Genomic DNA, 23102 nt, shown 5'->3' with positions numbered 1-23102 from the left:
GTCATTCACGGCATCACCCGAAGAAGAAATGCCCGATCCGGTTCAGGCCACGCCCGATTCCCGTGCCGATCGCCCAGCCGACATCGACCGCACGCTCGAATGTCCACTGGTAGCCGCGCGTGATGGCGTGCTCGACCGAAAGGCACTTCTCGTCGAGGCTCGAACTGCCCTGTAGTGCGGCACACGCCAGGGACAGGCCGCCGGACGGCCCCACCAGGTTCGAAATCCAGTCCGCCCAGATGTCGAGCCGCAGGCTGCCCTTGAACCGTTCCCGCGCGGCGCGATTGCGAACATCCGCGGCGCGTTGCAGCATGATGCGCTGGGCTCGCCGCTGCGCCGCCACCGCCCGCTGGGCCATCTGCTTCCGGATCTGGCGGGAGGTGGGCTGCCAGCGGTGCTTGTGGTACCAGTGGTGGCTCCGCCGGTACCGCGTGCCGTCCAGGTCCGTTGCGTTGATCGGATTGGCGTTCACGTAGTCGTAGTCGTTGGCCGAACCGCCCTCGACCGGGTCGACCGACAGGAATCGGCCCACGCCCGGCAGATAGGGCCGAGCGCCCATCTCCACCAACGCCAACGCGCCGGCATGCTCGTACGGACGCTGGTTCTGGCCCAACCACCCGTAATCCATCTTGCCCGGCTGGTTGTCCGGCACCGCTTGCGTATCAACGGCTCCGGACGCGTTCAGTGCCTCGCCGAACGGGGTGTAGTACCGCAGATCACCGCTCTGCTTGCCGGCCGAGTCCAGCGTCAACACCAGGTCGCCACGAACCGACGGGGCGTCCCAGGTGTTCGAACCGCCCTGCACGGTGTACAGCACGCCACCGGGCAGGCCGATCGAGGTGCTGAGCACCTTCTTCGTGCCGTCCATGGTCAGGTCGGCGCTGTCCCCGTCACCGGTGTAGCCATACAGCGCGACACCGTTGGTGTCACCGGACTTGGCGTCCCGGCGCACGATCCGGTTGGTGGCGTCCCGCACGTAGCTCACGTCCGCGACCTGGTTGGGGTCGCTGCTCTTCGTGCTGGCCGTCAGGTGCCGGTCCGCGGCGTCGTAGCCGAGGTACGTGGTGGCACCGCCGGACACGAACTGCGTGGTGTTGCCGTGGCTGTCGTACTGGAAGCCGGTCATCGCGTTGGCGCCGACGGTGGCCAGCAGCCGGTCGGCGGCGTCGTAGCAGTAGTCGGTCTCCGCGGTGCCGCCGGCGGTCTGGTCGAGCAGCCGCATGCGGTTGGTGTTGAGACCGGCGTTGGCCTGCGTGCCGGTGGGGCACGCCGACGATGCCGCCGAGGTGAAGTCGTACGTGTAGTGGTGCCCGTTCACGTACGCCTCGGTGAGCCGGTTCGCCGCGTCGTAGCTGTAGTTCGCGCCGTCCGGCCGGGGATCCACGTAGTTGAGCGCCTCGTCGACGATGGTGCCGGCGGTCGACCTGGTCACCGCGGAGAAGATGACCTTGCCGTCGGCGGTGTGCCACTCGAGCGAGTTCGTCTCGCCGGCGCCGTTCTTGTTGATGGCGGCCAGCTTCGCGCCGTTGGCATAGTCCACTGAGGACAGTTCGCCGGCGTTGTCGTAGTGGGGAGTGGCCAGGACCGTCGACCCCAGCTGGGTGGTGAGCACCCGGCCGGCATCGTCGTAGGTCAGGGTGGTGACCTGCGGCTGGTCCGCGGCGTTGGGCGGCGTGACGGTGCTGGTCGACGGACGACCGGCCGTGTCGTAGACCGTGTCGGTCTTCACGCCGTTCGCGTCCGTGTAGGACACCGTGCGCCCCAACAGGTCCACGGTCGTCGTGACGGTGCCGGTGTAGTCCGACACCGACGACGTCAGCGGATCGCCGTTGACCGCGTAGTTGTACGTGACGGTCCGCGCGCCGACGGTCGGGTTGGCCGGGAACGTCTGCTGCGTGGTGCGCCCACGGGCGTCGAAGCTCGTGCAGATCCAGTCGCCGCTGGTTGCCTTGGCCACGACACGCCCGGATGCGTCGTACACCTGCTCGTCGGTGCGGGTGCCGCCGGTCGCCGGGGTCGCCGACGTGCTGAGCTTGGCCATGCCGCCCTGGTTCACCGCGGCGCTGCCGGCGACGCAGGGGTTCGCCCTGGTCTCGGTGTCGCCGTAATACGCGTAGGTGGTCTTGGCCCCGGTCGGCATGGTCTTGCTGGTACGCCGCAGATAACCGCTGCCGAGCGGCTCGTAGCCATCGACGCCGCCCAGGTTGAGCCCGCTCGGGTCGACCGCCGTCTTCGTGGCCAGCCCGTACATGGCATCCACGTTGCCGTCGCCGTAGCTGGTAGCGGTGCGGTGCTCCGGCACGCCGCGGTCGTCCGACTCGACGCTGCCGGTCGGCAGGTCGTAGCGCGGGCTGAGCTGCGCGCCCGGCACCGCCTGCTGCACCCCGGACGGCGTCGTCCAGTCCAGCTCCAGCTGCGCCCCCTGGTCGAACTCGTAGTACTCGACCCGGATCTTCTTCACCGAGTTGGCCGCGTCGCTGTGCACCGTGGCGGTGCGCAAGGCCGAGGTGTTGCGCCAGTCGTCGATGACGATCTGGTCGTCCACCCACACCCGGATACCGTCATCCGCCTGCAGCCGGAGCGTGTAGTCGCCGGCCTGCGGGAAGGTGATCTCACCGGTGGCCCGCAACGAGTAGTGGTCGGCGGGAATGCCGGCGGTCGGCGCGGCCGTGCCCCAGTTGCGGACCAGACTGCCGTCGCTGGTGCCGAGGCCGGTGGTGAACACCTTCGGCGCACCGGTCAGGCTGTCGTTGTCGTACCAGGCCACCGCCAGGCCGTTGAGGCCCTGGTCGTAGTCGGTGTGCTTGTGCGGAATCCCCCACTGGCACGTCGTCGGCAGCTGCCCGTTGAAGCAGGTGCCCGGCGCGGGACCGTAGGTGTCGGTCTCGCGGTCGGCGCGGTCGTACACCGTGGTCGACACGCGACCCGCGGCGTCGGTGCTGGTGAGCACCTGGTCCTTGGGGCTCCACGTCTGCGCGGTGACCTTGCCGGTGGCATCGGTCGAGGTCAGTGCCCGGTCGGCGTCGTCATACGTGACCTTGCCGGCGAACCCGGTCGCCGGCGACAGGCCGGTGACGTCGGTGAAGGTCTGCCGGTTGGCCGGGTCATAGCGGTAGCCGTGCGCTCCCCGGGTCGCGCCCGGCTTCGGCGACGGACCGGTGATGGACGTGGCCTTCGCCTTGCCGGTCGGGGTGTCGTACGCGATGTCGGTCAGGTAGTCCGGCCACCGGCGGTGCGTCGGGTCCTGGGCGATCCAGTCGTTGACCAGCGGCTGCCGCATCATGGACAGCTGACCCGTCGCGTTGTAGCCGTAGTCGCTGACCTCGGCGCCCGGGTCCTCGATCCGGGAGAGCCGCCCGCCCGTGTACCACAGGCGGGTTTCCGTACCGTCCCAATAGGACACTCGGCACAGCATCTGCGCGGGCGGCGTCGCGTCCGCGCCCTGCGGCGGCGTGGCGCCGCCGTAGCAGTCGTCGCCGGCCCGGTTGTAGTGCAGCACATGGGCACGGCCGCTGACCGGGTCCTTGATCTGCACGAGTCGGGGCGGCGTGCCGCCGTCGTAGACGCTCTGTAGGGCGGCCGGCTTGCGGGAGTCGGCGCTCGCGGTCTGCGAGCCGAGCTTGCCGTCCGGACGGAAGGAGAACACCGTCGCGCCCTCGGTCAGCACGACCAAACCGTTGGCGTCCAAAGTGAGCAGGCCGTCCTCACCGGCCGGCGCGGTGTAGCCGCCGGTGCTCTTCTTGGTCCACGTGTGCTTGGCGCCGGTCGCGTCGGTCAGCACGACGTTCTGGTCGGTCACCTGCGCCGTGCTGTAGGTGGCGCCGGAGCCGTCCAGGTCGGCGGACAGCGTCCAGCCCGGCGGCAGGGCCGGCACGTCGTTGGAGTACAGCCAATCCGCCGGCACGATCTGCGCCGGCACGGTGGTGCCGTCGGTGGTGCGGGCGAACAGCCGCATCATCGCGTTGCTGGTGATCTCCTGGAGTTCCACCTTGATCGGCACGCGCTGGCCGGCGGTGAGGGACACCCCGGTCGCCGCCGCCCAGTTCAGGTCGCTGACGCCGGTCGTGGTGTAGACCTGGTTGTTGTTGACCCAGATCTGCGCCGCGTCGTCGTGCACGCCGGCGAACTGGTAGGTGCCGGTGGTCGGCGCCTGGAAGTAGCCCTCCCAGCGGACCACGAAGTAGTCCGCCGCGAGCGCGGGCGGGAACGGCGAGCTGGTGCCCCAGTCCACGTTCACCTGCGGCTCGGTGCGCACGAGCACCGGCTGCTGGCTCGGGTTGATGATGCCGTTGTGGCTGAGGTCGTTGAAGTAGGAAGCCCGCAGCCCCTTGGGGTCGACCTGCTGCGAGTTGTACGTGAAGGTGAGCCCGGCGCTGCCGCCGACGGTGGCGAACGACGGGGTGGCCTCGGCGACGGACAGGTTGCCGTTGGCCAGGTTCACCGTCGCGCCGCCGTAGTTGTCCACAGGGGACGGTCCGTGTTCGCCGATGCGCTGGTCGACCTTGAGATGCCCGATCCACGACGGCGTCACCTTGGTGATGCCGGAATAGGCGGCGGCGTGCCAGGTGTAGGCCACGCCGTCCTGAAGCACGCCGGACGGCACCGTCCAGGTCGGCGTGTCGAGGCAGCCGGAGTCCACCACGACGCCCGACTCGGCGTCCGCGCCGGTGGCGACCCGGAAGCAGTACGTCACCTTGTCGCCGTCGGAGTCGCTGACCGGGTTCACCGCCAGCGTGGGCGTCAGCGAGGTGAGCACGCTGCCATCCGCGGGCGCGGCGAGCGTCGGCGCGGGCGGCGCGGTGCCGGTGTCCACGGTGAGCGTGGCGTTGAGGTGCTTGTAGCTCCAGACTCCCGGGTCCTCGCCGCCGGTGAGGATGAACGCCACGTTGTTGTCACGGGCGTCGACGCGGCCGCGCAGGAAGTTGGTCAGGTACGGGTGGCTGAAGGAGCCGACGTCGCCGACCAGCGCGCTGCCCAGGTACTCGCCGAGTGCATTGAAGTTGCGGTCGGTCGCGTGGTACAGGCCGCTGCTCCACGTCTTGATGGAGCCGGTGGTGTCGCTCTGCCGGTCCACGTCCAGCTTCGCGCCGACCACGGTCTTGCCCCACAGCGACGAGTAGTCGATGTAGAACCAGCTCCGGTTGTAGCTGTCGCCGCCGTTGAGGCTGTTGCCGATGCGCAGGCCGCAGTTGTCGCAGGTGTAGCCGTCACTGCGGTACGCGTGCGACTCCCCGACGCCGAAGGTGAACGTGGGGTCGACGGTCACCGGGTAGACGCGCTTGGCGTCGTGCAGCCACTTCGCATCGACGGAAACGGTGAGCCACCAGGCATTGCCGTCGCGCTCGAGGCCGTAGGTGCCGCCGGTGATCGCGGGCGCCTTGTCGCCGCCGCCCGACGAGTCCCAGGTCTCCACCGGCGGGATGACCAGCTTGACGTCGCCGTGCCCGTCGGTCAGCCGCACCTCGCCGGACTTGGTGTCCACGGCCGGGGTGAGGTCGCCGGTGTCGAGCCGGAACCGCCACGACGAGGTGGCCGGCGGCTTCTTCAGCTTGATGGTCTCCTTGACCTGGCCGGCCGTCACCTCGTAGCCGAGGTCGGTGCTCGGGGCCACGTCGGCGTAGCTGACGCCGTCGCCGGCGACCTTGGCCGCGGCCGGCGCCGCCTTGTCGAGGCCGAGGGACACCTGGTGGCCGTCGGCCGCCACCCGCAGCACGGCCGGGTCGGTCGCGTTGCCGGCCATCGACGGGGTCAGCGGGTTGCGGGCGGCGGTGGCCCGCTTGCTGGCGTTGTCGACGGTCAGCGCGGTGTTCACCGGCGTCCAGGTGCCGTCGGCCAGCTTGATGTTCAGCGGCTTGGTCGACTGCCGCACGCTGTGCGTGCCGTCCGGGTTGAGGTACTCCTCGGTGTACATCGTGCGCGAGATGATCTTCGACCGCTTCGGGTCGAAGTGGCTCTCGACGGCCTTGGCCATCGGCGTGAAGTCCGCCTTCGGCGCGGGCTTGGCCGCCGGCGCCGTCGCCGGGACGGCCGGCAGCACCGGTACCGACCTCGGGTCGATGGCCGACGACGGCGCGGCCGCGGCGACCACCGGCGGGAACACCGCCTCCGCCGACGTGATGCCGAGTGCGGCGACGGTGGCGACAACCACGCCGCCGACCCGCGCGCGGGTCCAGACGCGTCTTGGCGCGCCGGAACGATCAGGTTTCACCGAACCCCCTCATTCTCGTCGCACAGGCGTACGACAAAGGGAAGGTAAGGTAGGTGTTAACTCAGGACATTGAGAAAACGTTGAATCCGAGATCAGCCCGCTGTTCGGGCCCGGTAGCGCCACATCGCCGGCAGCAGGAAGGCCGCGATGGCGATGGCGATCAGCACCGCGACACCGCCGCCGGAGATGGCCACTGTAGTACCGACCGCCGCGCCGACGGTGCCGTGCAGCACGTCGGCCAGGCGGGGGCCGCCGGCCACGACAACTGTGAAGACGCCCTGCATCCGGCCGCGCATTTCGTCGGTGGCGGCGGACTGCAGGATGGCCCCGCGGAACACCATGCTGACCATGTCGGCCGCCCCGGCCAGGGCCAGGAACGCCACGGCCACCCACAGCGAGGACGACAGGCCGAGCCCGATGATCGCCACGCCCCAGACCGCGACGGCCACCCACACGGCGACGCCGTGCCGGGTGATCCGGGACAGCCAGCCGGAGACGAGCCCGAACAGCAGCGCCCCGAGTGGGATGGCGGCGAACAGCCAGCCCAGCGCGGGCCCGCCGCCGGGCGGATCCTGGAACGTCCGCTCGGCCAACTCCGGGAACAGCGCCCGTGGCATGCCGAACACCATGGCGATGATGTCGGCCATGAACGAGGCCAGCAGCACGCTCTTCGTTGCCAGGTAACGGAATCCGTCGATCACCGAGCGCAGGCCGGCACGGCGGCGGACGCCGTCCAGCGGCGGCAGGGCGGGCAGCCGGAACACGGCCCACAGCGTGGCGGTGAGGCCGATGGCGTCGATCAGGTACAGGGTGGACAGCCCCAACACGGGAATCAGCGAGCCGGCCAGCATCGGGCCGAGCACCGCACCGAAGGACTGCACGGTGGAGCCCAGCGCATTGGCCGACGGCAGCAGCTCGATCGGCACCAACCGAGCGATGGACGCACTGCGGGCCGGCATGTTCACGGCGAAGAACGCCTGCTGGAGGCCGAGCAGCACGAGCACGACGGTCACCGAGCCCATGCCGGAAAGCGCTTGCAGCCACAGCAGGATCGAGACCACGGAGATGCCGGCGTTGGTGATCAGCAGCAGCTTGCGCCGGTCCATCACGTCGGCGATGGCCCCGCCCCACAGGCCGAACACCAGCAGCGGCACGAGCGCCACCGCACCGGCCACGCCGACGTACGCGGACGAGCCGGTGAGGTCGTAGACCTGCTTGGGCACGGCGACGGCCGTCAGCTGGCTGCCGATGGCGGTGATGACCGTGGACAGCCACAGCCGGCGGTAGGCCACGACCTTGAGCGGCCGCGTGTCCAGCACCAGCTTGGACAGCAGGGCCCGTTTGGAGCGCGTAGGGGTCGTGTCAGCAGCCGTCACAGGTCGTTAGTTTAGGATAACTAACGACCCGGACGAGTGTGATGTTCTACGGAGCCAGACGCTCGATCTGCCACTTGTCGCCGACCAGGTGGAACCGCAGCCGGTCGTGCATGCGGTCCTGCCGGCCCTGCCAGAACTCGACCATCTCCGGCCGGATCCGCCAGCCGCCCCAGTGCGGCGGCACCGGTACTCGCTCGGCCTCGGCGAACTGCCGGTTGATGTTGGCCAGCGCACTGTCCAGTACGGTCCGGTCGCGCACCACCCGGGACTGCGGCGAGGCCCACGAGCCCAGCTGCGACCCGCGCGGGCGGCTGCGCCAGTACTCGGCGGTCTCGGCCGGGTCCACCTTCTCCACGGTGCCGCGCACGGTCGCCTGCCGCTGCATGGCCAGCCACGGGAAGGTGGCCGACGCGTAGCGGGTGGCCCGCAGGTCGTGGCTCTTGTTGGAGGTGTAGTTGGTGTAGAAGACCAGTCCGCGCGCGTCCAGTCCCTTGGCCAACACGGTGCGTGACGACGGCCGGCCCTCGGGGTCGGCGGTGGCCAGCACCATCGCGTTGGGCTCGGCCAGACCGGCCCGCGTGGCCTCGTCCAGCCACAGCCCCAGCTGCTCGTGCCAGGTGCCGGCTAGGTCGCTCTGACTCAGCGAGCCCTGCTCGTAGGACACGCGCATCGCGGGAAGCGCGATGTTGGTCTCGGACTGGGTTTCCGGCATAGCGGCCTCCGCGCGGAAGAGCACTCGTGGTACCAACCGTGTTCGTCGGAAGGTACGGGGTTTGTCGGCAAACCGGAACCGCTCGCGAGGTGACGGTGAACACCCGGCGAAGTGATCACGAACGGGAATTGGCCACGCAGCGGTTCTGCATCGTAAAAGTGATCAATTCAGAAGCGCCGTCCACTGTGGAAAGACGGCGCTGACCTGGCGGTCGTGGGGGCAGCAAGGCCGGGATGAGCGACCACCGCCGCGGCCAGTCGCCGCTGTGCCGTGACGGCATCGCCGGCCAACGCGGTCGCCAGTGAACCGCCCCGGGCCAACGGGGCCAGCGACCACCAGTCGTCACTGTGCGCAACGGCCGGGTCCTCGCCCCACACCAGCAGCTCGGTGGCCAGCACCCGATGCCCGGCCAGATAGGCGGCGCTGGCCGTCAGGGCCGGGTCGCCGATGTCGATCCGCTGCCGCAGCAGCGGCGTTTCACCGCGAACGACCTCGACCGTGCTGTCCAGGCTCCCGGGCTGTTCGCCGACGCGACCGAGCACCAGCACCTCGCGCAGGCGCAACCGGGCCGTGTCGGCCAGTCGTGCGGAAATCACCGAACTGTGTGACGCCCGCGCGGTGACGACCGTCGGTTCGGGCAGGAACTCGACCGTGGCGTTGACATCGATGTCGAACGTGATCGAAGCGTGGCTTCGCTCGCCGCCATGACCAGGCAGCGCGAGCGTGGCGGCGATGCCGCGCAGTTGGAGGTGTGCGCCCGGGCCGACGCGCACCTCCAGCGAGAGGTCGTCGCCGCCGAGGGTGCGGTGGCCGAGCTCACGAGGTGCACGACGGCGGTGTCGGCGCCGCGGCGCAGGAGACTTCGTTGCGGCAGCATGGTCAGCGGCGCGGCCGAGCGCAGTTCCGACAGGACGGTGCGGCCGCCGCGGAACTCGACCGTGAGCCAGGCCCGGGCGCGCATCAGGCCAGCTGCTTGCGCACCCAGTCGGCCACCTCGGGCGCGTCCGGAGTGCGGGTCAGCGACTGCGTGATCACCGGCAGCCGGTGGTTGCGCATCCGGTGCGCGTCGCCGGTCATCACGGCCAGGTCGGCGCCGACCAGCTCGGCCAGGTCGATCTTGTTGATCACCAGCAGGTCGGCGGTGGTGACGCCGGGGCCGCCCTTGCGCGGCACCTTGTCGCCGCCGGCCACGTCCACCACGAACACCTGCCGGTCGACCAGACCGCGGCTGAAAGTGGCGGTCAGGTTGTCCCCGCCGCTCTCGATGATCACGAGATCGAGCCCGGGGAATCGCTCTTCCAGCGCTTCGACGGCGTCCAGGTTGGCGCTGATGTCGTCGCGGATCGCGGTGTGCGGGCAGCAGCCGGTCTGCACGGCCTCGATCCGCGCCGGGTCGAGCACGCCGGCCCGCCGCAGGAAGTCCGCGTCCTCGGTGGTGTAGATGTCGTTGGTCACCACGGCGAGTTCGATCTCCTCGCCCAGCGCCCGGCACAGCGCCGCGACCAGCGCGGTCTTGCCGCTGCCGACCGGCCCGCCGATGCCGATGCGGACGGCGCGGCCCTCCATCGAGGCCTGGGCGTGGTGGTCGTGCACGGTGAACGTGGGGTCGAACGACACCGGGTGCTCGTGGTCAGCTGACAAAGAGACGCACCTCCTGCTGGTGGATCCTGGCGTGGTTGTCGGCGAACAGGTCCAGCGCGGGCGCGCCCAGCATGGGCAGCCCCTTGAGTGCCTCGCCGACGACGGCTTCGAGGTTCATCCGGGCCACGATCGCGTTGACCTGGAACGGATCGAGCCCGAGCAACCGCACCGCCGCACTGGCCGGTCCGCTGACCGACAGGTAGGCGGCGCACTCCGCCGCTTCACGGGCCGTTCCACCGGCGACCTGGACCAGTGCGCCGATGGCAATGGCTTGGTGAGGCTGGGAAAGCTCCTTCAGTCTCGGCGACGGCCAGGCCGCGCGGCCGGCCCGGAGCGTGCTCTTGCCTTGAGCCCGCGAGGCCGCACGCTGCGCCGGTGACGGCGTCCTCGCGTCCAGCTCAGCGTCCAAAGTGGACCAGTCGCTGTCGACCGCCGCGGCGGCAAAGGCCGCCGACACAAGGCCATTCGTCCGCAGCCGACCTATGAGGAAAGACTCCAGGCTGGCTTCGTCGGTGATCAGCCCGCGCGCGGCGGCCTCCTCGACGCCGCCGGAATGCGCGTGCCCACCGCCGGGGAACCGGGAGTCGGCCAGCACGAGCAGCACGGCCGACATCAGAACAGGAAATAACGTTGGGACATGGGCAGTTCCGTCACGGGATGCGGCTCGACCAGCTCACCGTCCACGTGCACGGCGAAGCTGTCCGGATCGACCGTCACACGGGGCAGGGTGTCGTTGCGAATCATGTCCGCCTTGCCGCGCCGCCGCGTGTCGGCGACCGGCAGCAAAGGCCGTGACAGCCCCAGCCTCTCGGCCAGACCGTCATCGATCGCCGCCTGCGACACGAAATGCACGCTGCTGGCTGCCGCAACCCGAGGCGCCGCACCGAACATCGGCCGGGCCAGCACCGGCTGCGGCGTCGGGATCGAGGCGTTGGCGTCGCCCATCGCCGCCCACGCCGCGAACCCGCCCTTGAGCACCATGTGCGGCCGCACGCCGAAGAACTTGGGCTCCCACAACACCAGATCGGCCAGCTTGCCCACCTCCACCGACCCGACCTCGTGGTCGATGCCGTGCGCGATGGCCGGGTTGATCGTGTACTTGGCGACGTAGCGCTGCGCGCGCTCGTTGTCGCCAAGGACCCCCCGGCGCTCCTTCATCACGTGCGCGGTCTGCCAGGTCCGGATGATCACCTCGCCGATCCGGCCCATGGCCTGCGAGTCCGAGCTGATCATCGAGATGGCCCCGATGTCGTGCAGCAGGTCCTCGGCGGCGATGGTGGTCGGCCGGATCCGGCTCTCCGCGAAGGCCAGGTCCTCCGGCACCGACGGGTTCAGGTGGTGGCAGACCACCAGCATGTCCAGGTGCTCGTCGAGGGTGTTCACGGTGTGCGGCCGGGTCGGATTGGTCGACGACGGCAGCACGTTGGGCTCGCCGACCACCTTGATGATGTCCGGCGCGTGCCCGCCGCCGGCCCCCTCGGTGTGATAGGCGTTGATCGACCGCCCGCCGATGGCGTCCACAGTGGACTCGACGAAACCGGCTTCGTTCAACGTGTCGGTGTGAATGGCCACCTGCACGCCGGACCGGTCGGCCACCCGCAGCGCCGCGTCGATCACCGCGGGCGTTGTGCCCCAGTCCTCGTGCAGCTTGAATCCGCCGGCCCCGCCGCGCAGCTGCTCCCAGAGCCCTTCCTCGCTGACGGTGTTTCCCTTGCCCAGCAACAACACGTTGACCGGCTGGTAGTCCATCGAGGCCAACATCCTGGCCAGGTTCCACGAACCCGGCGTCACGGTCGTCGCCTTCGTACCCTCGGCCGGGCCGGTGCCGCCGCCGATCAGCGTGGTCAGGCCGGCGGCCAGCGCCTGGTCGACCAGCTGCGGGCAGATGAAGTGCACGTGGCAGTCGATGCCGCCGGCGGTGAGGATCTTGCCGTTGCCGGCCACGATCTCCGTGGACGGGCCGATGACCAGCGCCGGGTCGACGCCGTCCATGGTGTCCGGGTTGCCGGCCTTGCCGATACCGACGATCCGCCCGTCGCGGATGCCGACGTCCGCCTTGACCACGCCCCAGTGATCGAGGATCACCGCGCCGGTGATCACCACGTCCGGCGCGCCGTCGGCGCGCGTGGCCATACCCTGGCCCATGGACTCGCGGATCACCTTGCCACCGCCGAAAACCACCTCGTCGCCGGAGCCCGCGCCCCGGCTGCGGTCCTCGGTGACCTCGATGAACAGGTTCGTGTCGGCCAGCCGGATCTTGTCGCCCGTGGTCGGGCCGAACAGCTCGGCGTAGCGGTGCCGGTCGATGCTCGTCATAGTTCCCCCGACCATTCCTTGCGCAGCCCCGGAACCACCCGCCGGCCGGCGATCGGCACCAGTGTCACCTCGCGCTCGACGCCCGGCTCGAACCGGACGGACGTGCCGGCCGGCACGTCCAACCGCTTGCCCCAGGCCGCTTTCCGGTCGAACTCCAGCCCCGGGTTGGCCGCCGCGAAGTGGTAGTGCGAACCGACCTGCACCGGCCGGTCGGCCGCGTTGACCACGGTCAGCACGGTCCGCTCACGACCGGGATTCAGCTCGACCGGCTCGTCGCCGGGAACGATCTCGCCTGGAATCATCGGGTCCTCACGCGATCGGATCATGCACGGTGACCAGCTTGGTGCCGTCCGGAAAAGTGGCCTCCACCTGCACGGAATCCAGCATCTCCGGAATGCCCGGCTGCACCTGGTCGCGGCGCAGCACCTGCCGTCCGCTGGCCATCAGCGCCGACACCGTCTCTCCGTCACGCGCCCCCTCCAACACGTGATCGGTGATCAGCGCGACCGCCTCCGGGTAGTTCAGCCGCACGCCGCGGTCCAACCGGCGGCGAGCCACGTCCGCGGCCACGTGGACCAGCAGCTTGTCCCGCTCGTGCGGCGTCAGGTGCATGGCAGAAGGTCTAACACGCGGTGACCGCTGCGCGCCGACCGCAACATGATGTTTACCTGCGATTGCCGATCGGCCGCGCGAGGTGCAGGGTTGCCGGCATGGAGGACGGATTCCGGCCAGGGCTCGAAGGTGTTGTCGCTTTTCGTACCGAGATCGCCGAACCCGACCGCGACGGCGGCGCACTGCGCTACCGCGGCGTGGACATCGAGGATCTCGCCGGACGGGTGACGTTCGGCAATGTGTGGGCGCTGCTCGTGGACGGCCGGTTCGGACCGGGCTTGCCGCCGGCCGAGCCGTTCCCGATTCCCGTGCACACCGGTGACGTCCGGGTCGACGTGCAGGCCGCGCTGGCCATGCTCGCGCCGATCTGGGGCTACCAGCCGCTGTTGGACATCACCGACGAGCAGGCCCGCGAGCAGCTCGCCCGTGCCTCCGTGATGGCGCTGTCCTACGTGGCCCAGTCGGCCCGCGGCATCGGCCGTCCGGCCGTGTCGCAGCGGCGGATCGACGAGTCCGCCACCGTCACCGAGCGGTTCATGACCCGGTGGCGCGGCGACCCCGATCCCGCGCACGTCAAGGCCATCGACGCCTACTTCGTGTCCGCCGCCGAGCACGGCATGAACGCCTCCACCTTCACCGCCCGGGTCATCGCCTCCACCGGCGCCGACGTCGCCGCGTCCATGTCCGGGGCCATCGGCGCCATGTCCGGGCCCCTGCACGGCGGCGCCCCCGCCCGCGTGCTGCCCATGATCGAGGAGGTCGAACGCATCGGCGACGCCAAGACCGTCGTCGCCGGCATCCTCGACCGCGGGGACCGTCTCATGGGCTTCGGCCACCGCGTCTACCGCGCCGAGGACCCTCGTGCCCGCGTTCTCCGCCGTACCTGCCGTGAACTCGGCGCCGCCCGCTACGAGGTCGCGAACGCCTTGGAGCAGGCGGCGTTGGCCGAGCTCCGCGCCCGCCGCCCCGACCGCGCCATCGAGACCAACGTCGAGTTCTGGGCCGCCGTGATCCTCGACTTCGCCGAGGTCCCGCCGCACATGATGCCGGCCATGTTCACCTGCGCCCGCACCGCCGGCTGGTGCGCCCACATCCTCGAGCAGAAACGCACCGGCCGCCTCGTCCGCCCCTCCGCCCACTACATCGGCCCCGCCCCACGCCGCCCCGAGGACGTCGAGGGCTGGAACACCCTCACCCACGCCTGACACCCCTCGAGCGCACCCCTTTTTGCTCTACCTGAGTGGCTCACTTGGTCCCAGAAGCCAAATGAGCCACTCAGGTAGCGAAAAGGGGTGCGCCGTTCGAGTGAACGGGTGGGGCGGAACCACTCTCTGAGGTGGAGTTTGGACGCGCTCTCACCCGCTAGCCTCCGTGAATGCGGGAGGGGAGGGCCGCCGCCAGGGCAGCGGAGGCGGTGGAGGCCGAGCGGCTGGCGGCGCTGATCCCGGAGGAACGGGCGCAGTATCTGGTGGAGGCCGCGGAGAGCTGGGCGGCGGCGGGCTGCCCGGAGAAGGCGGGCGCGCTGTTCGAAGCGGCGCTCTACGACGGCGGCCCGGTGGTGGGCGACGCGAGGACGTACTACGCGGGCTTCCTGTTCGACACGGGCTGCCCGGAGCGGGCCCTGCGAACCCTGGCCGAGGTACGCCACTCGGACGACCCCTTCGCCTTCGTGAGCGCGGGCGAGGTGATGGAGGAAGCGGCGGACCTGGACGGGGCGCTGAGCTGGTTCACCGACGGCCTGCGGCGCTTCTACCGGGCCTTCGGACCGGCGGACGCGGTGGACGACCCGACGCTGATGCAGCTGCTGACCAACCGGCAGCGGGTGCGCCGCCTGCTGGAACTGCCGCCGGACAGCTGGGACGACATCGCCAGCAGCGCCCAGGCCGTCCTGCTGGCCGATCTGACCGATCCGTGAGACGCAAAGTGTGGCGCGGAACACCCGGGCGTCACCTGGCGGACACCGGTTTGCAACACTGGGCCCCTCCCGGCAACGGCGCCGGCATTCCTTGCACTTGCTGACACGTCCCGGAGGCGCCGGCATGACGCAGACCGCAGATCCCGCCACCCTCATCCTGCCCGCCGAGCTGCGCCCGTCCGACGGTCGCTTCGGCTGCGGCCCGTCCAAGGTCCGCCCCGAGCAGCTGGCCCGGCTGGCCGAGTCCGGTGCCACCTACCTGGGCACCTCGCACCGGCAGAAGCCGGTGAAGTCCCTGGTCGGCCGGGTCCGCGCGGGCCTGCGCGAGCTCTTCTCGCTGCCCGAGGGCTACGAGGTGGTGCTGGGCAACGGCGGCACCACGGCCTTCTGGGACGCCGCGGCGTTCGGCCTGGTCCGTGAGCGCGCGCAGCACTTCACCTACGGCGAGTTCTCCTCGAAGTTCGCCACCGTGACCAAGGGCGCGCCCTTCCTCAAGGACCCGCTGGTGGTCAAGGCCGACCCGGGCGACGCCCCGGAGATCGCCTTCGCCGCCGGCGAGGGCATCGACCTGGTCGGCTGGGCCCACAACGAGACCTCGACCGGTGTCGCGGTGCCGGTGAGCCGGCCGGCCGGCTCCGAGGGCGCGCTGGTGGCCATCGACGCCACCTCGGGCGCCGGCGGCCTGCCGGTCAAGGCCGAGGACTTCGACGTCTACTACTTCGCCCCGCAGAAGTCGTTCGCCTCGGACGGCGGCCTGTGGATCTCCCTGATGAGCCCGGCCGCGCTGGAGCGGGTGGCCGAGATCGGCGGGTCGGACCGCTGGGTGCCGGAGTTCCTGTCGCTGACCACGGCGCTGGACAACTCGACCAAGGACCAGACCTACAACACGCCGTCGGTGGCCACGCTGTTCCTGCTGGCCGACCAGATCGAGTGGATGCTGGCCAACGGCGGCCTCGAGTGGACGACGGCCCGCACGGCCGACTCGTCATCGCGGCTGTACTCCTGGGCCGAGGCCACCGACTACACCACCCCGTACGTGGCCAACCCGGCCAATCGCTCGCAGGTCGTCGGCACGATCAACTTCTCCGACGAGGTCGACGCCGCGGTGGTGGCCAAGGTGCTGCGGGCCAACGGCGTCGTCGACGTGGAGCCGTACCGCAAGCTGGGTAAGAACCAGCTTCGGGTGGCCATGTTCCCGGCCATCGACCCGGACGACGTGACGGCGCTGACCAAGTGCGTGGAGTGGGTCGTCGGCCAACTGTGAAGCCCGTCACAGATCCAAATCACGGTCCGTAACGGTGAACCTCACGGCCCGATCATGCGTCTTACCTAGTAAATCCGGCAGGATCATGGTCGGATGTCGTTAGACTCGGCGCGCCTACGGCGTCAAGTAGGCGCGCCGATCTATCGTCGGTATGTGGTGAGGTGACAGATCGGGGAGGCCGTGATGCGAGCGCTGCGAGTCGTCGGACTCGACGACGACGGCACATCTGTCATCTGCGAAGACCCCGTTCGCGGCGAGCGCTACACCATTCCCTGCGACGAGCGGCTGCGTGCCGCCGCGCGGGGTGACGTGGCCCGCCTCGGCCAGATCGCCGCGGAGAACGACGTCCAGATGCGTCCTCGCGAGATCCAGGCCCGCATCCGCGCCGGCGAGTCGGTCGACCAGGTCGCTGCGGCGGCCAACATGCCGACGCACCGTATCGAGCGCTTCGCCTACCCCGTGCTGCTGGAGCGGTCCCGCACCGCCGAGCTGGCCCAACGCGCCCACCCGATCCGCGAGGACGGGCCGGACGTGCAGACCCTCGGCGAGGTGATCGCGCACTCCTTCGGCCTGCGCGGCCAGGACTACGCCGCGGTCAACTGGGACTCGTGGCGCGGCGAGGACGGCAAGTGGATCATCCAGGCGCACTGGCAGGCCGGTAGGTCGGAGAACCGGGCGCACTGGACGTTCCACCCCGGCGCGCACGGCGGCACCGTGTCGCCGATCGACGACCACGCCATCGACCTGCTGGACCCGTCGCCGAACCGGCCGCTGCGCACCGTGCGGCCGGTCACCGAGCTGGCCCGGCAGGCCCTTGAGCTGGAGCACCAGGCCGCGGCCACCCCGGCGCCGCCGGCGCCGGTCGTGCCCGAGCCGGCGCCGGAGCCCGTGGTCGCCCGCACGCCCGAGCCCCAGCCCGCACCGGCCGCAGCGCCGGAGCCGGAGGCCGCGCGCGTCGAGCCGCCGCTGCCTGCGCCCGCACCGGCGCCGGAGATCACCGATCCGGAGCCGGTCGAGCAGCCGCCCGCCGCGCAGGCGCCGAAGCAGCAGCCGGTGCCGCAGCAGCCAGCGGCGCAGTCCCAGCCCGATGCGCAGCCCGCCGCCCGCAAGGCGGAGGCCCCGCCGCGGCGCGGCAAGAAGAACCACCCGATCGTGCCGTCCTGGGAGGACGTCCTGCTCGGGGTCCGCTCGCAGCGTTAGGTCATAGCCCTTCGAAGGCCTGCCAGTCGATGCCTTCGCGCTCGCACCAGTCCTCCGCCTCCTGGCGGGTCAGCGGCTTGGCGTCGACCGGTCGGTCGACGCCGAGCCGCGTCCAGCCGTCCGGCGCCAGCAGGTAGAGCTCGCGCTGCTTGCGGGCCAGCAGTCGCCCGTCGGGAAACGCCATCGTCGGCTCCGTGCGCAGGTAGTGCACGGACTCGGGTCGCGTCATGTCTGCATCATGCGCCGGATTCCCGCGCGCCGTCGAGCCGTGTGACCAGCCACAACGGTCTTGACCTCCAGCGCGCTGGAGCTAGCAGGCTGGCGCTGGCAAACCGAAGTGCGAGGCCCCGCCCCTGTTTCGCCCGGCAAGGGCGAGGCAGGGGTCACGAGGGGCCGAGCCGCGACGCCGAAGGCGGCGCCAACAAGCACAGAAAACCAGTCGTCGGTTGTCAGGGGTCCTACGTATGGTCGAGGTGAAACTCGAAGGGGGATTGTCGAATGAGTGACGACGGAGGCCAGTCCGTCACCCACCGCTCATCCTTCGCCACGCTGCGCAGGCTGTGGCCCTATGTGCGTCCGGTGCGGCTGGAGCTGTTCGCCTCGTTGGCGGCGGCGCTCGGCGCGATGTTGGCCGGACTGTCCATTCCGCTGGTCATCCAGCAGATCATCGACGGCCCGGTGGCCCGCGGCGAGCTCTCGGAGCTGCCCTGGCTGGTGGGCCTGGTGCTGGTCCTCGGCGTGATCGAGGCCCTGCTGTTCTACGCGCGACGCCGGCTCAACGTGCGGCCGAGCACCACGGTCGAGATGCGGCTGCGCGAAGACCTCTACCACCAGCTGCAACGGCTGCCGGTGGCGTTCCACGACAAGTGGCAGTCGGGGCAGCTGCTGTCCCGCGCGGTCAACGACCTGAGCACGCTGCGCCGGTTCATCGCGTTCGCGTCGATCTTCCTGGTGGTCAACGCGACCATCCTGGTGGTCGGCGTCGGCGTGCTGCTCACGCTGTCGCCGCTGCTGGGCGTGGTGGTGATCGCCTGCGGCGCGCCGCTGATGGTGTTGTCGTACCTGTTCGAAACCAAGTACAAGGTCTACGCCCGCCGGGCCCAGGACCTCCAGGGCGATCTGGCCAGCACCGTCGAGGAATCGGTGCTGGGCATTCGTGTGCTCAAGGCCTTCGGCCGCGGCCGCGACATGACCAGGTCGTTCATGGCGCAGGCGCGTTCGCTGCGCGGCGCCGAGCTGAACAAGGTCCGCGTGATGGCGGCGCTGTGGGCGGTGCTGGTGAGCCTGCCCGAGCTGGCCATCGCCGGGCAGCTGGCCATCGGCGGCATTGGCATCGCCAACGGCAGCCTGACCGCCGGCACGCTGGTCGCGGCGATCACCGTGAGCACGTACCTGCGCTGGCCGTTCGACTCGATCGGCTGGCTGCTGGCCGAGACCAACATGGCGGCGTCGGCGTGCGACCGGTACTGGGAGGTCCGCGACGAGATCAACCCGATCGTCGAGCCGGCGCGTCCCCGGGAGCTGCCGGCGAACGTCCACGGGCACCTGGTGTTCGAGGACGTGCACTTCGCCTACGACGGCGGCACGCGCGAGGTGCTCAAGGGCATCGACCTCGACGTCCGTCCCGGTGAGACGGTGGCGCTGGTCGGCGGCACCGGCTCGGGCAAGACGGCGCTGACCGCGCTGGTGGCCCGGCTGGCCGATGTCACCGGCGGCCGCGTCACGGTCGACGGCATCGACGTCCGCGAGCTGCGGATGGACGACCTGCGGCGGGTCGTGGCCACGGCGTTCGAGGAGCCGGTGCTGTTCTCGGCCAGCGTGCGGGAGAACGTGGCGCTCGGTGCGCCGGACGCGACCGACGACGACGTGCACGAGGCGCTGCGGGTGGCCCAGGCTGAGGAGTTCGTCGAGAAGCTGCCGTGGGGCATCGCGACCCGGGTCGGCGAGCAGGGCCTGTCCCTGTCCGGCGGCCAGCGGCAGCGGCTGGCCCTGGCCCGTGCCGTGGTCGGCAAGCCGGCGGTGCTGGTGCTGGACGATCCACTGTCCGCTTTGGACGTTCACACCGAGGGCGAGGTGGAGCGGGCGCTGCGGCGCGTGCTGCACGACGTGACGGCGCTGGTCGTCGCGCACCGGTCGAGCACGGTGCAGCTGGCCGACCGGGTGGCGATGCTGGTGGACGGCCGGATCGCCGCCGTGGGAACGCATTCCGAGCTGATCGCCGGCAACGCCGAGTACCGGCGACTGCTGTCCACATTGGACGAAGACGAGGACGAGGAGGTGGCGGTCTGATGAGCGCGCCGACCACGGCGAAACCGACCGCCACCGACTGGCGCGGCGTCGCCGCCGAGGACATCGAGAACGTCGACAAGGTCGTGACGGCCCGCTTGCAGGCCCGGTCGCGCCGGCTGTTGACGTCGCTGCTGCGGCCGCACCGCTGGGCCGTCGGCCTCGCGCTTGTGTTCGTGCTGCTGGAAAACGGGGCTCAGCTGGCCGGGCCGCTGCTGGTCGCGGCGGCGATCGACAACGGCGTGTCCGGCGTGCTCGCCGGGCATCCGGCAACGCTGGTCTGGTGCGTGCTCGGCTATGCCGTGTGTGGGCTGGCCAGCGCCGGCGCCAAGTTCTCGTTCGTGCGGCTGTCCGGCCGGATCGGCCAGGACCTGCTGCTGGACCTGCGGCACCGGGTGTTCCGCCACGTGCAGCGGCTTTCCCTGTCGTTCCACGAGTCCTACACCTCAGGCAAGATCATTTCGCGGTTGTCCTCCGATGTGGAGTCCATCGACGACCTGCTCGACATGGGTCTCGACGGCCTGCTCAGCTCGCTGTTCACGGTGGTCGGCGTCGCCGTCACGCTGCTGATCCTCGATCTGCGGATGGCCCTGGTGGTGCTGCTCGGCTTCATCCCGGTGTACCTGGTGGCGCGCTGGTTCCGGCGCAGCTCGCACAAGGCCTACCGGGCCACGACCACGGCCGTGGCCAAGGTGATCGTGCAGTTCGTGGAGACCATGAACGGGATCCGCGCGGTGCAGGCCTACCGCCGGCACGGCCGCAACGAGGAGATTTTGCACGAGGTCAACGTGGAGTACCGGGACGCCAACAACCAGGCGTTCAAGGTGATGTCCCGGTTCACCGCGACCGTGCGGCTGGTCGGCAACGTGACCATGGCCGTGGTGCTGGCGTGGGGTGCGCTGCGGGTCGTCGACGGCACGCTGCAACTGGGTGTGCTGGCGGCGTTCACGCTGTACCTGCGCCGGCTCTACGACCCGCTGGACGACCTGGCCATGTTCGCCAACTCCTACTCGGCCGCGGTGGCCGCGCTGGAGAAGATCTCCGGCGTGCTGGAGGAGGAGCCGTCGGTGGCCGAGCCGGCCGAGCCGACGTCACTGCCCCGGCAGGGACGGCGCGGCGATCTGCGCTTCGACGGCGTGGAGTTCCGCTACGGCCCGGACACCCCGGTGGTGCTGCCGGAGTTCGACCTGCACGTGCCGGCCGGGCAGACCATCGCGGTGGTCGGCGCGACCGGCGCCGGCAAGTCCACTCTGGCCAAGCTGGTGGCCCGGTTCTACGACCCGGCCAAGGGCACGGTGTCGCTGGACGGCGTGAACCTGCGGGATGTGGCCGATGTCGACCTGCGGTCGGCGGTGACCATGGTGACGCAGGAGAACTTCCTGTTCGCCGGGTCGGTGGCCGACAACATCGCGATGGGCCGGCCGGACGCCACCGCCGACGACGTGCGGCGGGCGGCGGCCGAGGTCGGGGCGCACGAGTTCATCAGCGCCCTGCCCGAGGGCTACGACACCGACGTGCGCAAGCGCGGCGGCCGGCTGTCGGCCGGCCAGCGGCAGCTGGTGGCGTTCGCCCGGGCGCTGCTGGCCGATCCGTCGGTGCTGGTGCTCGACGAGGCCACGTCCAGCCTGGACGTGCCGACCGAGCGCGCGGTGCAGGCGGCGCTGGAGACCGTGCTGGCCGACCGGACGGCGATCATCATCGCCCACCGGCTGTCCACCGTGCTGATCGCCGACCGGGTGCTGGTCGTGGACAACGGCCGCATCGTCGAGGACGGCTCCCCCGCCGACCTCATCGGCCAGTCCGGCCGTTTCGCCCGCCTGCACAAGGCCTGGCTCGACTCCCTCGCCTGAACCCCCGCGAGTCCCGCCCACAGTCACACCGAACTGCATGAATCCGTTTCATGCAGTTCGGTGTGACGCTAAGCGGGACTCGCGGGGGTTCAGGTGGTTGGGGGCCGAGGAGGCTGAGGAGCAGGACGCACCAGGCCAGGCCGAGGCCGGTGGTGACGCCGAGGGCGACCCAGCGCCAGACCGGCACGTCGCGGGCCAGCCAGACCGACGGCGACAGGCCGCCGATGATGACCACGTTGGCGATCACCGCCAGCCACAGGCTGGCCTGGGCCAGCGCGAACGACAGGGTCGTGACGGCCACGGTGATCATGCCGGCGACCACGATCGTCACCGTCAGGCCGGTGGCCCATGGCGTCGGCTCCCGCGGCGGGAAGTCCTCGACGACGTCCTCAGCGGGCCCCTCGGCCGGCGGCTCGGCGACGACCGCCGGCTCCACCTCGTACATGCGACCGGACACCGGGTCCGCGTAGTCGATGGGCAGCCCGAGCTCGGTGGCCAGGCGGCCGGCCAGCTGCCGACCCCGCCGGGTGACCAGGTCGCCGGCCGTGCCGCCGACCGGCTGGTGGTCGTTGGGGACCAGCGCCCGCGCCACCTCGGCCCACTCGTGCAGCGCGGCGGCCAGGTCGGACGGCAGCGCCAGCGAGCGGGGGTCGACCTCACGCAGCTGCGTGCCGTCGTGGCCGACGAGCACGGCCTTGCCCGCTCGCGCGTGAAGCTGCACGATCGTCTCCTCCGACCCGTCGGCGCCTGCCTGGTCGACGGTACTCACGACACCCCCAGCGCGTGAAACGCCACGGCGGCCGCGGTGGCGACGTTCAGCGAATCCACACCCGAGGCCATCGGGATCCGGACGGCGATGTCGGCCGCGTCGATGGCCTCATCGGTCAGACCGGGCCCTTCGGACCCCAGCAGCAAAGCGACCTTCTCGCCGGCGAGCTTGCACTCGCGCAGGTCGACGGCGTCAGCCCGCGGTGTCAACGCGGCGACGGTGAAACCGTTGGCCCGCAACAGGTCCAGCCCGGACGGCCACGGCCGCAGGTCGGCGAACGGCACGCGCAGCACGTGTCCCATCGACACCCGCACGCTGCGCCGGTACAGCGGATCCGAGCAGCCCGCGCCCAGCAGCAGGCCGTCCACACTCAACGCGGCGGCGTTGCGGAACAGCGAGCCCAGATTCTCGTGGTCGCCGACGCCTTCCAACACGGCCAACATCCGTGCGTTTTCAACCAAAACCGCCGGATCGGGCTGCGGCGCGCGGTCGGCCGCCGCCAGCACTCCCCGGTTGAGATGGAAACCGACCGCCTGAGCCATCACGTCAGCGGAGGTCACATAGGCCGGGCCGTCGAAATCGCCCAGATCGGGGACCAGCTCCTCGATCCGACGGCGGACACCGAGCAGGCCGCGCAGCGGGTACGGGGAATCCAGCAGCCTGCGCACGACGATGACCCCCTCGGCGATCACCAGGCCGCGCCCGCCCGGCCGGTCCGGCCGCCGATCGGCGGTGGACAGGTCGCGGAAGTCGTCCAGCCTGGTGTCCGACGGGTCGTCGATCTCGATCACCTGCGGCACGTCGTGCAGTGTCTCACTGTTCGGCCATACCATGTTTTCCGTTCGCCAGGAGTGGTAATCCCAGGCCTCCTACCAGCGCATTCTCACCGGAAGTTATGCCAATGTGACAGAGAGCACCGATTTGGCCGATGGGCAGGGTCAAACCCGCTGTGT

General features: G+C 70.4%; 17 protein-coding genes and 1 pseudogene. 6 read left to right on the top strand and 12 right to left on the bottom strand.

Features of this window, described 5'->3' with window-relative positions; all coding sequences use genetic code 11:
* Positions 1–13 precede the first annotated feature (13 nt).
* From M3Q35_RS37375 to M3Q35_RS37335, 9 genes and pseudogenes are all read right to left on the bottom strand, one after another.
* Complete coding sequence (locus M3Q35_RS37375; RefSeq protein WP_273937260.1) at positions 14–6208, bottom strand: PA14 domain-containing protein; 6195 nt, start codon at positions 6206–6208, stop codon at positions 14–16.
* 92 nt (positions 6209–6300) lie between these two features.
* Positions 6301–7584, bottom strand: a complete 1284-nt coding sequence (locus tag M3Q35_RS37370) for an MFS transporter (RefSeq protein WP_273937259.1) — start codon at positions 7582–7584, stop codon at positions 6301–6303.
* A 46-nt stretch (positions 7585–7630) separates the two neighbouring features.
* Entirely contained in the window at positions 7631–8296 is a 666-nt protein-coding gene (gene pdxH / locus M3Q35_RS37365; protein ID WP_273937258.1) for a pyridoxamine 5'-phosphate oxidase, read from the bottom strand.
* Between the two features lie 167 nt (positions 8297–8463).
* Positions 8464–9257, bottom strand: a pseudogene (locus M3Q35_RS37360) (urease accessory protein UreD).
* Positions 9257–9862, bottom strand: a complete 606-nt coding sequence (gene ureG, locus M3Q35_RS37355) for an urease accessory protein UreG (RefSeq protein WP_273944621.1) — start codon at positions 9860–9862, stop codon at positions 9257–9259. Before ureG ends, M3Q35_RS37360 begins: the two are co-directional and overlap by 1 nt.
* Positions 9863–9926: 64 nt before the next feature.
* On the bottom strand, positions 9927–10550 hold the full coding sequence (locus M3Q35_RS37350) for an urease accessory protein UreF (RefSeq protein WP_273937257.1): 624 nt from the start codon (positions 10548–10550) through the stop codon (positions 9927–9929).
* A complete protein-coding gene (locus M3Q35_RS37345) occupies positions 10550–12253 on the bottom strand; it encodes an urease subunit alpha (protein WP_273937256.1) in 1704 nt (567 codons plus the stop codon). Before M3Q35_RS37345 ends, M3Q35_RS37350 begins: the two co-directional genes overlap by 1 nt.
* Positions 12250–12555: an urease subunit beta gene (locus M3Q35_RS37340; RefSeq protein WP_273944620.1), complete on the bottom strand. Its 306-nt coding sequence runs from the start codon at positions 12553–12555 to the stop codon at positions 12250–12252. The genes M3Q35_RS37345 and M3Q35_RS37340 overlap by 4 nt, the downstream gene beginning before the upstream one ends.
* A gap of 7 nt (positions 12556–12562) precedes the next feature.
* Complete coding sequence (locus M3Q35_RS37335) at positions 12563–12865, bottom strand: urease subunit gamma (protein ID WP_273937255.1); 303 nt, start codon at positions 12863–12865, stop codon at positions 12563–12565.
* Positions 12866–12963: 98 nt separating this feature from the next.
* On the opposite strand from M3Q35_RS37335, the gene M3Q35_RS37330 reads away from it, so the two are divergent.
* The 4 genes from M3Q35_RS37330 (at position 12964) to sepH (ending at position 17244) form a co-directional block, all read left to right on the top strand.
* Positions 12964–14070 (top strand): citrate synthase 2, encoded by a 1107-nt coding sequence (locus tag M3Q35_RS37330; protein ID WP_273937254.1) that lies wholly within the window; start codon positions 12964–12966, stop codon positions 14068–14070.
* Between the two features lie 170 nt (positions 14071–14240).
* Entirely contained in the window at positions 14241–14780 is a 540-nt protein-coding gene (locus M3Q35_RS37325) for a hypothetical protein (RefSeq protein WP_273937253.1), read from the top strand.
* A gap of 124 nt (positions 14781–14904) precedes the next feature.
* Complete coding sequence (gene serC / locus M3Q35_RS37320; RefSeq protein WP_273937252.1) at positions 14905–16044, top strand: phosphoserine transaminase; 1140 nt, start codon at positions 14905–14907, stop codon at positions 16042–16044.
* Between the two features lie 183 nt (positions 16045–16227).
* Positions 16228–17244, top strand: a complete 1017-nt coding sequence (sepH, locus tag M3Q35_RS37315) for a septation protein SepH (protein ID WP_273937251.1) — start codon at positions 16228–16230, stop codon at positions 17242–17244.
* A gap of 1 nt (position 17245) precedes the next feature.
* Here sepH and M3Q35_RS37310 read toward each other — a convergent pair whose 3' ends face one another.
* Positions 17246–17473, bottom strand: a complete 228-nt coding sequence (locus M3Q35_RS37310) for a hypothetical protein (protein ID WP_273937250.1) — start codon at positions 17471–17473, stop codon at positions 17246–17248.
* Positions 17474–17742: 269 nt separating this feature from the next.
* Here M3Q35_RS37310 and M3Q35_RS37305 point away from each other — a divergent pair, with 269 nt between their 5' ends.
* Both M3Q35_RS37305 and M3Q35_RS37300 read left to right on the top strand, forming a co-directional pair.
* Positions 17743–19533 (top strand): ABC transporter ATP-binding protein, encoded by a 1791-nt coding sequence (locus M3Q35_RS37305; protein ID WP_273937249.1) that lies wholly within the window; start codon positions 17743–17745, stop codon positions 19531–19533.
* A complete protein-coding gene (locus M3Q35_RS37300; protein ID WP_273937248.1) occupies positions 19533–21380 on the top strand; it encodes an ABC transporter ATP-binding protein in 1848 nt (615 codons plus the stop codon). The genes M3Q35_RS37305 and M3Q35_RS37300 overlap by 1 nt, the downstream gene beginning before the upstream one ends.
* Here the strand turns inward: M3Q35_RS37300 and M3Q35_RS37295 are convergent.
* Positions 21319–22149, bottom strand: coding sequence for a DUF2537 domain-containing protein (locus M3Q35_RS37295; RefSeq protein ID WP_273937247.1), 831 nt, complete (start codon positions 22147–22149; stop codon positions 21319–21321). The two genes, M3Q35_RS37300 and M3Q35_RS37295, sit on opposite strands and share 62 nt — an antisense overlap.
* Positions 22146–22949, bottom strand: coding sequence for a TrmH family RNA methyltransferase (locus tag M3Q35_RS37290; protein WP_273937246.1), 804 nt, complete (start codon positions 22947–22949; stop codon positions 22146–22148). Before M3Q35_RS37290 ends, M3Q35_RS37295 begins: the two co-directional genes overlap by 4 nt.
* Positions 22950–23102: the final 153 nt, after the last annotated feature.

Origin of the sequence: Kutzneria chonburiensis, from assembly GCF_028622115.1 — a bacterium.
Lineage (GTDB): Bacteria > Actinomycetota > Actinomycetes > Mycobacteriales > Pseudonocardiaceae > Kutzneria > Kutzneria chonburiensis.
The sequence above is the reverse complement of the archived record's forward strand: the minus strand, read 5'-3'. Positions and strand labels throughout refer to the sequence as shown.

Coding starts and splice junctions, on each gene's coding strand:
- ureG (WP_273944621.1), bottom strand. CDS start 9,862: ATGGAGGGCCGCGCCGTCCGCATCGGCATCGGCGGGCCGGTCGGCAGC.
- M3Q35_RS37340 (WP_273944620.1), bottom strand. CDS start 12,555: ATGATTCCAGGCGAGATCGTTCCCGGCGACGAGCCGGTCGAGCTGAAT.
- M3Q35_RS37310 (WP_273937250.1), bottom strand. CDS start 17,473: ATGACGCGACCCGAGTCCGTGCACTACCTGCGCACGGAGCCGACGATG.
- M3Q35_RS37335 (WP_273937255.1), bottom strand. CDS start 12,865: ATGCACCTGACGCCGCACGAGCGGGACAAGCTGCTGGTCCACGTGGCC.
- M3Q35_RS37345 (WP_273937256.1), bottom strand. CDS start 12,253: ATGACGAGCATCGACCGGCACCGCTACGCCGAGCTGTTCGGCCCGACC.
- pdxH (WP_273937258.1), bottom strand. CDS start 8,296: ATGCCGGAAACCCAGTCCGAGACCAACATCGCGCTTCCCGCGATGCGC.
- M3Q35_RS37325 (WP_273937253.1), top strand. CDS start 14,241: ATGCGGGAGGGGAGGGCCGCCGCCAGGGCAGCGGAGGCGGTGGAGGCC.
- serC (WP_273937252.1), top strand. CDS start 14,905: ATGACGCAGACCGCAGATCCCGCCACCCTCATCCTGCCCGCCGAGCTG.
- M3Q35_RS37350 (WP_273937257.1), bottom strand. CDS start 10,550: ATGTCGGCCGTGCTGCTCGTGCTGGCCGACTCCCGGTTCCCCGGCGGT.
- M3Q35_RS37330 (WP_273937254.1), top strand. CDS start 12,964: ATGGAGGACGGATTCCGGCCAGGGCTCGAAGGTGTTGTCGCTTTTCGT.
- M3Q35_RS37305 (WP_273937249.1), top strand. CDS start 17,743: ATGAGTGACGACGGAGGCCAGTCCGTCACCCACCGCTCATCCTTCGCC.
- sepH (WP_273937251.1), top strand. CDS start 16,228: ATGCGAGCGCTGCGAGTCGTCGGACTCGACGACGACGGCACATCTGTC.
- M3Q35_RS37300 (WP_273937248.1), top strand. CDS start 19,533: ATGAGCGCGCCGACCACGGCGAAACCGACCGCCACCGACTGGCGCGGC.